The sequence below is a fragment of the Pontixanthobacter aestiaquae genome, from assembly GCF_009827455.1.
In the GTDB taxonomy this organism is placed as follows: domain Bacteria; phylum Pseudomonadota; class Alphaproteobacteria; order Sphingomonadales; family Sphingomonadaceae; genus Pontixanthobacter; species Pontixanthobacter aestiaquae.
Map to the genome: position 1 here is coordinate 1,254,449 of NZ_WTYZ01000001.1, position 12,512 is coordinate 1,266,960.

The 12,512-nt window shown below is 56.1% G+C and carries 12 protein-coding genes; 4 read left to right on the forward strand and 8 right to left on the reverse strand.

The features are described from left to right. Nucleotides 1-177: 177 nt before the first annotated feature. Both GRI35_RS05880 and GRI35_RS05885 read right to left on the reverse strand, forming a co-directional pair. A complete protein-coding gene (locus tag GRI35_RS05880; RefSeq protein WP_160613299.1) occupies nucleotides 178-1,893 on the reverse strand; it encodes a hypothetical protein in 1,716 nt (571 codons plus the stop codon). Nucleotides 1,894-2,127: 234 nt separating this feature from the next. Beyond that, complete coding sequence (locus GRI35_RS05885) at nucleotides 2,128-5,013, reverse strand: valine--tRNA ligase (RefSeq protein ID WP_160614779.1); 2,886 nt, start codon at nucleotides 5,011-5,013, stop codon at nucleotides 2,128-2,130. Nucleotides 5,014-5,104: 91 nt separating this feature from the next. Here GRI35_RS05885 and GRI35_RS05890 point away from each other — a divergent pair, with 91 nt between their 5' ends. Genes GRI35_RS05890 through GRI35_RS05905 form a run of 4 tightly spaced genes read left to right on the forward strand, consistent with a single transcriptional unit; the run spans nucleotide 5,105 to nucleotide 8,685 of the window. Next, a complete protein-coding gene (locus GRI35_RS05890) occupies nucleotides 5,105-6,217 on the forward strand; it encodes an ABC transporter permease (RefSeq protein ID WP_160613300.1) in 1,113 nt (370 codons plus the stop codon). Further along, complete coding sequence (locus GRI35_RS05895) at nucleotides 6,217-7,095, forward strand: ABC transporter ATP-binding protein (RefSeq protein WP_160613301.1); 879 nt, start codon at nucleotides 6,217-6,219, stop codon at nucleotides 7,093-7,095. Before GRI35_RS05890 ends, GRI35_RS05895 begins: the two co-directional genes overlap by 1 nt. A 22-nt stretch (nucleotides 7,096-7,117) precedes the next feature. After that, complete coding sequence (locus GRI35_RS05900; protein ID WP_160613302.1) at nucleotides 7,118-8,068, forward strand: MlaD family protein; 951 nt, start codon at nucleotides 7,118-7,120, stop codon at nucleotides 8,066-8,068. 29 nt (nucleotides 8,069-8,097) lie between these two features. After that, nucleotides 8,098-8,685, forward strand: coding sequence for an ABC-type transport auxiliary lipoprotein family protein (locus tag GRI35_RS05905; protein ID WP_235900145.1), 588 nt, complete (start codon nucleotides 8,098-8,100; stop codon nucleotides 8,683-8,685). On the opposite strand, the gene GRI35_RS05910 is transcribed toward GRI35_RS05905, so the two are convergent. The 6 genes from GRI35_RS05910 to crcB are packed head-to-tail and all read right to left on the reverse strand — an operon-like array spanning nucleotide 8,682 to nucleotide 12,117. Beyond that, nucleotides 8,682-9,383: an ATP12 family chaperone protein gene (locus GRI35_RS05910; protein ID WP_160613304.1), complete on the reverse strand. Its 702-nt coding sequence runs from the start codon at nucleotides 9,381-9,383 to the stop codon at nucleotides 8,682-8,684. The genes GRI35_RS05905 and GRI35_RS05910 overlap by 4 nt on opposite strands. Next, on the reverse strand, nucleotides 9,380-9,604 hold the full coding sequence (locus tag GRI35_RS05915) for a hypothetical protein (RefSeq protein WP_160613305.1): 225 nt from the start codon (nucleotides 9,602-9,604) through the stop codon (nucleotides 9,380-9,382). Before GRI35_RS05915 ends, GRI35_RS05910 begins: the two co-directional genes overlap by 4 nt. Then, the gene (locus GRI35_RS05920) at nucleotides 9,601-10,254 is read right to left on the reverse strand and encodes an HAD-IA family hydrolase (RefSeq protein ID WP_160613306.1); all 654 of its coding nucleotides are present in this window, start codon (nucleotides 10,252-10,254) and stop codon (nucleotides 9,601-9,603) included. The genes GRI35_RS05915 and GRI35_RS05920 overlap by 4 nt, the downstream gene beginning before the upstream one ends. After that, complete coding sequence (locus GRI35_RS05925) at nucleotides 10,251-10,478, reverse strand: hypothetical protein (protein WP_160613307.1); 228 nt, start codon at nucleotides 10,476-10,478, stop codon at nucleotides 10,251-10,253. Before GRI35_RS05925 ends, GRI35_RS05920 begins: the two co-directional genes overlap by 4 nt. Beyond that, nucleotides 10,478-11,710, reverse strand: coding sequence for an RluA family pseudouridine synthase (locus GRI35_RS05930; RefSeq protein WP_160613308.1), 1,233 nt, complete (start codon nucleotides 11,708-11,710; stop codon nucleotides 10,478-10,480). The genes GRI35_RS05925 and GRI35_RS05930 overlap by 1 nt, the downstream gene beginning before the upstream one ends. Then, the gene (gene crcB, locus GRI35_RS05935; RefSeq protein ID WP_160613309.1) at nucleotides 11,707-12,117 is read right to left on the reverse strand and encodes a fluoride efflux transporter CrcB; all 411 of its coding nucleotides are present in this window, start codon (nucleotides 12,115-12,117) and stop codon (nucleotides 11,707-11,709) included. The genes GRI35_RS05930 and crcB overlap by 4 nt, the downstream gene beginning before the upstream one ends. Between the last annotated feature and the right edge of the window lie 395 nt (nucleotides 12,118-12,512).

The following is a 12,512-nucleotide window of genomic DNA, read 5'->3' on the forward strand; positions in this document are numbered from 1 at the left end:
AACGACCCAATTGCAGATAGTCTCATGACAATAGACGTCGCGAGCTGATCCCGTCACATTTTTCGGATCGACTGATTTTTTAGGTTAGAAGTTTTGAGTTGATCGTTTTGCTGTTCTGATCGGTTCGGAAAGGCGCTCGACGTCTCTCCTTCGACTCGCAATATGATCCAGTGCCGCCTATTCTGTGATTGAGAGAGCAATGATCGACTGAAGAATCGCTACCGCGGCGAAAATGGTCACGCCAAACTTGCCCAAGTCTTCGCGTTTCAGAGAAATTAGTACTGCCTCATCTGGCATGTCATCTCTGCCATCATTCTTGTGAAATATCACCACAAAGTAGTGTCGAACGAGTGCGATCACTGGATCGATAATCTTGCTGGCGCCAAACAAGAAAATAAAGATCGACCAAGCAATAATTGTAGGTATGAAAGTGGAATGAGAAATCCAAAATACATCATTGAGAATGAATGATTCACCAAATAGAATCCCGCCAAAGAAAATATCTATACTCTCCGATACCCCTTTTTCAAAATCTGTACCAATGTAAGAGAGTATTACTGATAAGATCGCAAAAATTGATGCAGCAAATAGATCAATGAGAAAAATGGTTAATATCTTTGTTGTCGAATTGTTTTTGTAAAGATCCAAAAATTCTCTCTTGGCATCATCGGATGATAACGCTTCTATAATACGACTCAACGCGAACTTCCTGACGCGGAGCTTCGCTCCTTGCTCGGTCTCATTTTTCTTGCTCAAATCAAACTGTGACAAGTAATCAGATCTGCTAGGAAGGACATCAATCCCTTTGCTCGCGACGATAAAGTCCTCACTGAGGTCTTTGGTGCCGAAGAATCTAATCAAGTCTCTTTCTGGTATGACGGAGGCAAACCATGTTAGTGCTTCGCGGTCTTGCCTGAACAAAAGCGACCTCAACTTTGCATCTCTCCCGCGGTGATAGATGAAGTCTTGGGCGATTTGCCCAAACAAGAAGACGGTAATGGCGAGGGTGAAAAAATCGAACATTGCGTTGACAAAGAACAGCTGAGTGGGGATCTCATTTGCAACGCTGCTTATAAGTCTGCCGAGATATATTGAAATCAGAGTAACAGAGAAACTTGCCACGAATGAACTGAGGGCGAGCGCCCCTGCACCACCGAAGAATGAGAACAAGGACCGAAAATCGGAAAAAAACTCATTCACGTCGGAGAACATCGTCCTCAAGAAGACGGATAGAGGCGGAAACATTGCGATTGCAGAGATTAACAGGCAGGTTAGCGAGAAAAAGAAAGCCGATATCCAGCAATTCACGACAACGAAAAGCGTGAGAAAATCTTTCCAGCCAAGGCCGGCATTCGCTTTAAGGTTGTCACTCAAAAGTCCAAATATTAGCTCGTGATCAAATGCTATTTGATAGCCGAAAAAGATCGTGAACAATGCCGATAGCGCGATAATTCCTTGAAGAGAGGTTCTGACGATCATTCGCCCTCGGCTTTTTATCGCTAGCAGTAAGCTCTTCTCCGTGTCATTCTGCAAGAAGCTGCGCGCAAACAGCAACGCCGAAAGCACCATGCTCGATAAAAGCAAACTAGCATACGCTCTCAGTGTGAATATCGTATCAAAATAGAGATCCACTGACAGTCTATTCTCCAAGAAAACCTGAGCTCTGCCAAAAATTAGAATATCACTCGCGCAAAATAAGACGATTCCAATTAAGATTAAGCTGAAAATGTACCGCAGGTTGGAAGCTGCAATATAGCCAAGGAATGAGGTGAATATCTTTACTTCACGCGCAAACCTCGCTGTACTGTACGCATGTGAAATTGGGGACAACGCGCTTATAATTTTATCTGAGGCAAAGATTGCCGAGAGTGAAAATAGGCCGCCGGCGATCATTAGCACGTGCAGAAATTTAGTGAATGTATCGATCATAGTCCGCTCGGCGAGGGGAATTGGTAGTTAGCATCGCTGAATTGAAGTCTTATTCCGAAGGATGCAGAAATTCTAGGTAAATCTGGGTTCTGTTGAAGATGGGAGGCAGCGACCCTCCCACCCCAATTCCGGCTAGCCAGACGTTGCAGGTATTAACTTCACTCCACGCTTACTGTCGGAGAATAGCCGGAAGAAAACCTAACCCAACCGTGCCAGCGCTGCGGTCAGCCGCTCGACTTCGGCGCTGTGATGCGCGTGGTCGGCTTTGGCTTTCTCGACCGCTTCGGGTTTGGCGCGCTCAACGAAATTGGCGTTGTCGAGGCGGCCTTCGAGCGATTTCACTTCTTTGGCGGAGGCTGCCAGCGCTTTGGTCAGGCGGGCTTTCTCGGCGTCGATATCGATCAGACCTTCGAGCGGGATCACGAGAGTGTCTCGTTGAACGATCAGCTGCATAGCCGACCCTGGCGGCGGAGATGATTTGTTTATCGAAAGGCGTGCAATCCTCTCGATGGCGGTAGCGTTGTTTGCCCGGGCAAGCTCAAGAGAGGAGCTTGGTTGGCTGCAATAGGCCTCAAGTTTCGCGCCGGGAGCGATACCTAGTTCGTTCTTTGCGCCACGGATTTTGGACGCAAGTTCGATGAGCCAGTTGATTTGAGAACTGGCGTCGTGGTCTTTGTTAGCATCAAACTCGGGCCATTTTGCGGTAATCAGCGGATAGTTTGCCCGGTCTCCCTGCGCGTTCCACAGCTCTTCGGTGACGAAGGGCATGAACGGGTGGAGCATCACCAGAATCTGGTCGAGCACCCAGCCTGCAACGGCCTTGGTTTCCTCGTCAAAGTTCCCTTTGATCAGCTCGATATACCAGTCGCAGAATGTGTCCCAGGTGAAGTGGTAGATGATGTTGGCGGCGGCATCGAAGCGCAGATCGGCCATCGCTGCGTCGAGTTTGGCCAGCGTTTCGGCGACTTCACCGATAATCCATGTGTTGACCGCGCTGGTCGCGGTGGGTGCTTCCAGCGTGGTCGATGCGGTGATGCCGTTGGTTTGGCAAAAGCGCGTCGCGTTCCACAGTTTGGTTGCGAAATTGCGGTATCCTTTGACCCGCTCGTCATCCATTTTGATGTCGCGGCCCTGGCTTTCCATTGCCGCCATAAAGAAGCGGAGGGCATCCGCGCCATATTGATCAATCAGGCCGAGCGGATCGACGACATTGCCCTTCGATTTGGACATTTTAGAGCCATCCGCCGCGCGGACGAGGCCGTGGAGATACAGCCGCTTCCACGGTGCCTGATCGGTCAGATGCATCCCCTGCATCGCCATCCGCGCATCCCAGAAGAACAGGATATCAAAGCCGCTGATCAGCAGATCATTGGGGTAGTGCTTTTGATAGAGCGGCGCGCTTTCATCGGGCCAGCCGAGCGTGGCAAAAGGCCACAGGCCGGAGGAGAACCATGTGTCGAGGACGTCGGTTTCACGATAAAGGTCAAACTCCCAAGTTTCATCATCTAGCTGCCGAGAGCGGGCACCGTCGAAGCTCCAATCAGGATCATCCTGATCAACAATACGAATGCGACAGTCGAGGCCGGTCATTTCCTTATACTTGGCTTTCGCAGCTTCAATCGCATCGGCCTCGTTCCCGTAAACAAACTCAAACCAAGCATCGTCGTTGGACTTCCCGATTGCTGCCTGCACCACCGTAAAGCTCGACAACTCGCTGGTCACTTTGGGGCCGTACCAGACCGGAATCCGGTGTCCCCACCACAATTGGCGGCTGATGCACCACGGTTGGATATTCTCCATCCAGTGGAAGAAGGTTTTTTCCCAGCTTTGCGGGATGATCTCGATATCACCATCGCGGACGGCTTTCATCGGGGCCTGCGCGAGTTTCTCGGCGTCGACATACCATTGGTCGGTCAGCCACGGCTCGATCACCACACCGCCGCGATCACCGAAGGGCGTTGCGATAGTGCGCGGTTCGGAATCGAGTTCGACCTCCTCACCCTTTTTTGTCTTGGTGATATGCGGGATCAGGAAGCCCTGTTCCTTCAGGCGCTGCACAACCAATTCGCGCGCGCCGTCTATGCCGTCGCGTTTGAAACGGTGCAGGCCGAGATATTCGTCGGGCACCAGACCGTCCGCCGTCTGACAAACATTTGCTTCACCATCGAGCATGTTGAGCATATCGCCCGCAGCAAAGCCCGCGCGCTTGCCGACTTCGAAATCGTTGAAATCGTGCCCCGGCGTAATTTTCACCGCGCCGCTGCCCAGTTCCGGATCGGCGTGTTCATCGGCAACAATCGGTACGCGGCGACCGGTAATCGGCAGGACCACTTCCTTGCCGACGACCGAGGCATAGCGCTCGTCAGACGGGTGAACCGCAACCGCCATATCGGCGAGCATCGTTTCAGGCCGCGTGGTCGCAACCTCGATATAGCCGCGGCCATCATCCAGTGTTACACCATCGGCGAGCGGATATTTGAAGTGCCAGAACTGGCCTTTCAAATCCTGCGTCTCGACCTCAAGATCGGAAATCGCAGTTTTCAGCTTTGGGTCCCAATTGACCAGTCGCTTATCGCGGTAAATCAGGCCCTTATTGTACAGATCCACGAACACTTTGAGCACCGCATCGCTGAAATGCGGGTCCATAGTGAACTGCTCGCGGCTCCAATCCATCGAGCAGCCGAGGCGGCGCAGCTGAGTTGTGATGGTCCCGCCGCTTTCCTCTTTCCACTCCCAGACCTTTTTGACGAAGTCTTCGCGCGAATAGTTGGTGCGCTTGTCCTGCCGTTCCTCAAGCTGGCGCTCAACCACCATTTGCGTGGCGATGCCTGCGTGATCGGTACCGACGACCCACAGCGCATCTTTACCGCGCAGCCGTTCGTAACGGATCACGATATCCTGCAGCGTATTGTCGAGCGCATGGCCAATATGCAGGCTGCCCGTCACATTCGGCGGAGGGTTCACGATTGTGAAGGGCTGCGCATCGGGGCGTTCCGGCCGGAACAGGCCGTTCTTTTCCCAATGCTGGTACCAGCGCGCTTCGATGGACGCGGGATCGAATGTCTTTGAAAGTTCGGTTGTCATATCGCCAAGGCCTTTGCCAGCGCCTTTCGCGCTAAGCAACTGACACTTGGCGGCTTGTAGTGAGAGAGTTTTCGCCGCATAGCTGGCCATTATGGACGGCGGGGCAAAATTTTCCCTAGAGGAAAGCGAAAGCGGGGGCACACGATTGGTGCTCTCCGGCCCTTATCTCGTTTCAACCATTGGGAAAATCGAGCGCGATCTGCGCGCTCTCGATGATGATATTACGCAGGTCGATATGTCCGGCGTGGACGCAATCGACACGGTCGGCGCATGGATCGCCTGCACGCTGGCGGGCCAGCACGAAGCGGAAATTGTTGGCGCAGATGAGCGCGCAAAACGGTTGCTTGATGCGGTCGAATCATCCAGCAATGAAGCCGACATTGCTGCTGAACGACTGCCCGTCTGGACCAGAGTGCCGAGCCAGATCGGCGAAATGGTACGCAATGGCGCTTTCGGCATCCTGTCTGTCGTCGGGTTTCTTGGCCAGATATTGATGGGCTTTGCATCCATCATCCGGCACCCGAGCCGTTTTCGCGGCAAAGCCCTGATCCGGCAGCTGGAGCTGGTCGGCGTGAGCGCGCTGCCTATCGTAGGGCTGATGAGCTTCCTGATCGGGATCGTGATCGCGCAGCAGGGCGCGGTGCAATTGGCGCAATTTGGCGCGGAAACACTGACGGTCAATCTGGTCGGACGGATCACCTTGCGCGAATTGGGCGTATTGATGACCGCGATCATGGTCGCTGGCCGGTCCGGCTCTGCTTTCGCTGCACAGATCGGTACAATGAAACTGACCGAAGAAATAGACGCGATGCGGACAATTGGCATTTCCCCGATCGAAGCACTGGTGATCCCGCGTATTCTGGCGGCAACCTTTATGATGGTGCTGCTGGGCTTTTACGCAGCGATGATGGCGATCATCGGCGGCGCGGTTGTGGCCGATTTGTCGCTCGGTATCCCGTTCTGGACATTCCTGGAGCGGATCAAGGATGTTGTACCAACGTATGATCTGTGGGTCGGGCTGATCAAAGCGCCGGTGTTCGGTCTGATCGTCGGCCTTGCCGGTTGCTACCACGGAATGCAGGTTGAGGGTGATTCCGAACAGGTCGGACGGCGCACAACCATGGCCGTGGTCTCGGCGATCTTTGCAGTGATTGTGCTGGATGCCTTTTTCGCAGTGTTCTTTACCGAGATCGGGTGGGCGTGATGGCGGCTGACGATCTTCCCATCGCCGCAAGCGAACGCCATTCGGATGAATTTCCGATCATTGTCGAAGGTCTTGTAAACCGGTTTGGCGAGCAGACCGTGCATGACGATCTGTCTCTCGAAGTCAGGCAAGGGGAAATCCTCGGCGTTGTCGGCGGATCGGGCACGGGCAAATCGGTGCTGATGCGCTCTATCATCGGCCTGCAGCGACCAAGCGCCGGTAATGTCGAGGTTTTTGGTCAGTCGATTACCGATGCTGAACCCGATGAGGCTATCGGCGTTCGTTGCCGGTGGGGCGTATTGTTCCAAGGCGGTGCGTTGTTCTCGACACTGACGGTTGGCGAGAATGTGCAAGTACCGCTCAAGCAGTTTTATCCGGAAATCCGGCCAGAACTGCTAAAGGATATCGCACGCTACAAAGTGATGCTGTCCGGTCTGCCAGAAGATGCGGCAAATAAGTATCCGGCCGAGTTGTCTGGCGGCATGAAGAAACGCGCGGGCCTGGCAAGGGCCTTGGCGCTCGATCCGGAATTGCTGTTCTTGGACGAGCCAACGGCGGGTCTTGATCCGATCGGTGCGGCGCGGTTCGATCAGTTGACGAGGGAGCTGAAAGAGACGCTTGGTCTTACCGTGTTCCTGATTACGCATGATCTCGATACGCTGTATGAAATATGCGACCGGGTAGCGGTACTGGCTGACAAGCAAGTGGTTGCAGTCGGCACGATCCCGGAATTGCTTGAAACCGGGCATCCATGGATCGAGGAATATTTCAACGGGCCGCGCGGCCGCGCAGCGCAGGCCAGCCAAGCGCGTGACGAGCGCCGCAAGGCAAGCAGTTCTTCGCGATCAATGGACAAGCCCCATAAAGGCAAGGCATAAGGCCGGAAGCTAGAGGGAAAATATGGAAACGCGTGCAAATCATCTGTGGGTCGGGGCAGTCACTTTGGTGCTGCTCGGTGCGCTGGCCGCCTTTATCGTCTGGCTCGCACAATTGGGCCAGGGTGAGCAAAAGCAATATGACATCCTGTTCGGGCAGGATGTGTCGGGCCTGGCCAATGGCTCGCAAGTGTCTTTTGCCGGTGTTCCGGTGGGTCGGGTCAGCGAAATCAAGCTTTACGAGGACAATCTGGAATTTGTCCGCGTACGAATCGAGGTGGAGAAAGAAGTCCCGATTCTGATCGGGACGACCGCGACCATCCAAGGCTCATTCACCGGTGTATCGACGATTCTGCTGGAGGGTGCGCGCCAAGGCGCACCCCCGATTACTTGCGAAACAACCGCCTGCTTTAGCGAGAATGTACCGCAAATTCCCCCCAAAGCCGGCGGCTTGGGGGCGCTCCTGTCGAGCGCGCCAGTACTGCTCGAACGCCTTGCGACACTGACGGAACGGATGACCGAGCTGCTATCTGACCGCAACCAGTCGGAGATTAGTGCGATCCTCGCAAACACCAACCGGATGACCGATCAATTGGCCGATACCGGACCGCAGATTCAGGCGACGATGAAAGAGCTTGAGAACACTCTGCGCGAAGGTGCCGAGGCATTGGATGCGTTCGAAAAAGTGACGCAGTCGACCGACAATCTCCTTAATCAGGAAGGTGCGCAGCTGGCTGTTCAATTGCGCGAGACACTTGGCGGCGCAGATGCGGCGGCAAAATCGCTGAGCGCTACGCTGGAAGACGCGCGGCCGGCTACGCGGCAATTGAGCACGCAAACGTTGCCCGCAGTCGAGGCGACGCTGGCCGATCTGAAAGCGACCAGCCAGGCATTGCGCAACGTTACCGAACGGCTTGAGAATGAAGGGGCAAGTTCGCTTCTCGGTTCACCGCCGCTGCCGGAGTATGAGCCGTGATTGCGACAATGGATAAGGAAACGAAGCCGATGAATATTCTGCGCGGCAGTCTCGCCTTTGGCTTGGCGATAGCTTTGTCCGGCTGCATCAGCCTTGGCTCGGAACCTCCGCCGAGCTTGCTGACACTAACGCCCGATACGTCGGTTCCGGCCGGTGCGGGCGCGAGCGGAACAGCGGAAACGGCGATCAAGATCATGGAACCCGAAGCGCCGCAGCGCCTCGCGGTGAGCCGCGTTCCGGTGCAGGTCACCGATACGGAAATTGCCTATTTGAAAGACGCGATATGGGTCGAAAGGCCCACACGGTTGTTCCGCCGTTTGCTGGCCGAAACCATCCGTGCGCGCGGTGAACGTCTGGTGATTGATGGTGATGATCCGGGCATTGTCGCCTCGGCGCAATTGCGCGGCATATTGCGCAACTTCGGCTATGATGCACGCACATCTTCGGTGATTGTCCGCTTCGATGCGATCCGGGCGGGTGCCGATGGCGGGATTGAGACCAAGCGGTTCGAAAGCGTGCAATCAGGTGTTTTGGCAGAAGCCAGCGAAGTCGGTGACGCGCTCAATCGCGGAGCCAATGACGTCGCGGGGCAGGTTGCGGAGTGGATCGGCTCTTAGGTTTTATCCGCCGCTAACCGGCCAAATTCATAGGCATTAAGAAAGTCGGCAGTGCGCCGTTTGCGGACCTCTTGCGCGTCGTGGTCCTGGCCCCATTGCTCGATCTGCCAATCCTCTTCGAGATTTGCAGCAGACCATAACGCATTAACGTCTGCGTCAGACGCGTTGGCACGTAGAGCCACAGATAATGACGCCGCGAGCGAGGCCATTGTCAGCGTCGACGCCAGTGCAAAATCGTCAAAACCGTTCAGCCGCTGTGACAGTTTTGCGTGTGTCTCGGGCGATTGCGGCTTGTGCATTATGCCGCTGATACGTTCGAGAGTGATGCCCTCTTGCGCTTCCAGCTTTGTGAGCAGCGGATCCCAGATTGCTTGTTGCTTGGCATAGAAAGGCTCTTCCGGACCGGCACGGTAACAGAGCGTGTCCGTCTCGATAAAGCTCAGCAGTTTGTCGATTGTTGTGCCCCGATCGGGCGCGATGATATCAATCGCGTAGTCAGCCAGATCGCGGTAGCGGAACAGCGCGGGGTCAATCTCGTCGCCCTGTGCGCTCCACTCCTTGGCCATCGCGTCTGCAAGCGATTGAGCCGGGAGAATTTGGGCTTTGCCGAGTGCAGTCTTGATGCCGCGGCCGTCCAGCGTGATGCGGAAACCATTGTCAGCGGCTTCTATATCGACCGCTTTGTAAAAACGCTTCATCCGCGCTTGCTCCCCCACTTCTTGGCGAGGAATGGCGGGATAACAAATGTATCGATCAGGCCGATTGCAAGTAGCGCGTAGCCCGCGACATGGGGCCATGCGAGAGTGTCAGTCAGCACCAGAATACCGAGCATTACCGCTACTGCGCCGATCAGCCGGATCATGCTGATGATCATGAAACGGTTGCGGGCGATTGTATCATCCGTTGGCAGATCACTCATAGCAAAATGCTTCCCAATTGCTGCGGTGTGGTGGCGATATGGGCGGCGCCTGAAGCGGTCAGTTCTTCGGGTGTATGATACCCCCAATCGACGCCAATTCCGCGCACTCTTGCGGCCGCTGCCATATCCATATCGAATGTCGTGTCACCGATCATTACGGTGTTTTCCGGCTCCGCGAGAGCATCGCTCATAGCAGCTTCTAACATCGCAGGATGCGGTTTCGACGGATGCCGGTCCGCCGTTTGCAGCGAGATGAAGTGATCGTTCAGGCCATGCGTAGCGAGGCAGGAGAACAATCCGCGATCCGACTTTCCTGTCGCCACGGCCAGCGTCCATCCGCCATCGCGGAGCCGGTTAAGCACAGCGACTATTCCGGTGAACAGAGGTTCCTGCACGCGGCCCTGCATCCGGCTTGTGCGGAAGGCTTCCTTATATCCCTCGACCGCCGCAGCGCGCTGTGCATCGCTGGCGTGGGGGGCGAGATGACGCATGGCCTGGGGCAAGCTCAGCCCGACAATCCGGCGGATATCATGCCGGTCAGGTGCCGGTAGATCGGCGAGGGTGAACGCGCTCTCCATCGCCTCGCAAATGCTTGCTTGGCCATCGACCAGCGTGCCATCGCAATCAAAAACGGCGAGCTTTACGGTCACAGGGTCTCGATCCCCGAACCCAGCGTCCGCGCCAGTTGAGCTATGGTGATGGAGCCATTTGCCTCCAAACCCTTTGCGATCTGCTTGCGATGTTCTGCGCTGTGGCCCTGCGACAATTTGACCGTATCGTGCCACGCGCGGATTTCCGTTTCGAACCCGACTTGATCGGTCAGCGTTTCGTGCAGGTCGCGGTCACCGCTACGAAGGGCAGGGTTGGGGTACATCAGCGCTTACCCCGCTTATTTGGCCCACCACCGGGTTTGCCGCCGGGTTTTGCAAACTGCGCCTTCGATTTCTTGCCCAGTTTGCGTTTCGGCGCGTCTTTCGTCCCGCGGCCTTTGCGTTCGCCGCGCTGTTCCTTGCGGATTTGCTTGGAGTGCTGGCGCGCGGCCTTCTTCTGAAGATCCTTCGGCATAGGGCCGCGATCCTGCTCGGGCGCGGCATCGCTATCGGCTTCATCGAAACCCAATTGCTCCATGCTTTGCGCGAAATGTTCCGGCAAGCCAGCTGTGACATCCAACGGTACGCCGTCGGGATGTTCGATAATCAGACGGCGCGCATGGAGATGCATCTTGCGGCTGATACTGCCCGTCAGAAATGCATCCTGCCCGCCATATTTGCCGTCGCCGACAATCGGGTGGCCGATCGCGGCCATGTGGACGCGCAATTGGTGCGTGCGGCCAGTGAAGGGCTGCAATTCGACCCACGCCGCACGATTTCCGGCGCGGTCGACCACACGGTAACGGGTCTTTGCGGTCTGGCCGCCTTGCTCGTCGACATGCATCTTCTCACCGCCGGTGCCCGGCTGTTTGGACAGTTTGGCCTCGATCACACCGTCATGCACTTCGGGCACACCGACTACGAGCGCCCAATAGACTTTCTTGGCATCACGGCCGGAGAACCGTTTGGAGAAGAACGCCGCGCTGCCCGGACTGCGCGCAGTGAGCAGAACGCCGCTCGTATCCTTGTCGAGCCGGTGCACGAGGCGTGGGCGCGGATCACTCTCGCCAGCAAAAGCATCGAGCAGCCGGTCAACATGGTCTCTCGTGCCGGTACCGCCCTGTGTCGCTAGTCCGGGCGGTTTGTTGAGCACGATCGCGGCCTTGTCCTGGGTGATGAGCATTGCCTCTGCGCGGTCGATATCGTCATCGGACAATTCTTCACGCTTACGCGGTTTGCGCTGGGTGCTCTCTCCGCCGGGCGGCACGCGCAGCACTTGGCCTGCGCGTAGCCTGGCCTCGGGCTTGGTACGCTTGCCATCAACTCGGACTTGCCCGGTGCGCGCCCAACGGCTGACCATGGCAAAGCCGATTTGCGGCAGATTGCGTTTGAACCAGCGGTCGACACGGATGTCGTCGTCGTCAGGGCCGACGGTAAACTGCCGGACTTTGTCCGATGATTTGGCGCTATCCCACGGGTTTGCGCCCGAGCCTTCGGGGCCGTCTTCGCTGCTCATGATACCAGCCTCACTGCGTATAGTCCGATATAAAGCCCAACGAGGCCCGCCATTACCGAAACAAAAGCATAGAGCAGCGACTGCCCAATCTGGCCGCGCTCTATCAGCAGCATCATTTCGAGACTGAAGGCAGAGAAAGTTGTGAACCCGCCCAGCAGACCCACACCCAGCAGCAGGCGCCATTGCTCGCTATTCGCGCCGCCATGCCGCGCGAGCCAGCCCGCCAGCGCTCCCATCAGCAGGCAGCCGACCAGATTGACGGTGAGCGTAGCCCAAGGGAACGTGCTGGCAGCCTTGGGGCCGACCCAACCGGTCACGGCGCGTCCGGTTTGATAGCGTAGCGCTGCACCTGCAGCACCGCCAACCGCAACATTCAGCGTGGCAACTAAAGGAGAAAGGGAGGACATGGCGTGCCTCTTAGCCGCCTGTGCACCGGCTTGGAAGCGTAGTATACCATTTGTGTTGCGGCATTGCCGGTTGGGACTTAGGCTCTCGTTAGAAAGCAATACGATACGGCGAGGGCATCGATCTGGTTGCCGAGAAGCATTCGGCTGCGAAAGCGAGCCGGAAGCTGATCCACACCGCGTTCGCCTCGAAGCGGCTGCCAATTTCGATATAGAAGTGCAAGCATGGATGCGCGAGGCATATGATCGAGCTGGCTAGTCCTGAAGTTATGGCACAGCGGTTTTGCCATCCCCGCACTTGCCAAACCACTTGCCAATCTGAGGATGATTCGCTAATTGGGGCCCTGTTCGAGCCGATCCCTTGCGGATTCGGCCAATTTTCGTTGATTTTTACGGGG

Coding starts and splice junctions, on each gene's coding strand:
- GRI35_RS05880 (WP_160613299.1), bottom strand. CDS start 1,893: ATGATCGCCGGCGGCCTATTTTCACTCTCGGCAATCTTTGCCTCAGAT.
- GRI35_RS05885 (WP_160614779.1), bottom strand. CDS start 5,013: ATGACAACCGAACTTTCAAAGACATTCGATCCCGCGTCCATCGAAGCG.
- GRI35_RS05890 (WP_160613300.1), top strand. CDS start 5,105: ATGGACGGCGGGGCAAAATTTTCCCTAGAGGAAAGCGAAAGCGGGGGC.
- GRI35_RS05895 (WP_160613301.1), top strand. CDS start 6,217: ATGGCGGCTGACGATCTTCCCATCGCCGCAAGCGAACGCCATTCGGAT.
- GRI35_RS05900 (WP_160613302.1), top strand. CDS start 7,118: ATGGAAACGCGTGCAAATCATCTGTGGGTCGGGGCAGTCACTTTGGTG.
- GRI35_RS05905 (WP_235900145.1), top strand. CDS start 8,098: ATGAATATTCTGCGCGGCAGTCTCGCCTTTGGCTTGGCGATAGCTTTG.
- GRI35_RS05910 (WP_160613304.1), bottom strand. CDS start 9,383: ATGAAGCGTTTTTACAAAGCGGTCGATATAGAAGCCGCTGACAATGGT.
- GRI35_RS05915 (WP_160613305.1), bottom strand. CDS start 9,604: ATGAGTGATCTGCCAACGGATGATACAATCGCCCGCAACCGTTTCATG.
- GRI35_RS05925 (WP_160613307.1), bottom strand. CDS start 10,478: ATGTACCCCAACCCTGCCCTTCGTAGCGGTGACCGCGACCTGCACGAA.
- GRI35_RS05930 (WP_160613308.1), bottom strand. CDS start 11,710: ATGAGCAGCGAAGACGGCCCCGAAGGCTCGGGCGCAAACCCGTGGGAT.
- crcB (WP_160613309.1), bottom strand. CDS start 12,117: ATGTCCTCCCTTTCTCCTTTAGTTGCCACGCTGAATGTTGCGGTTGGC.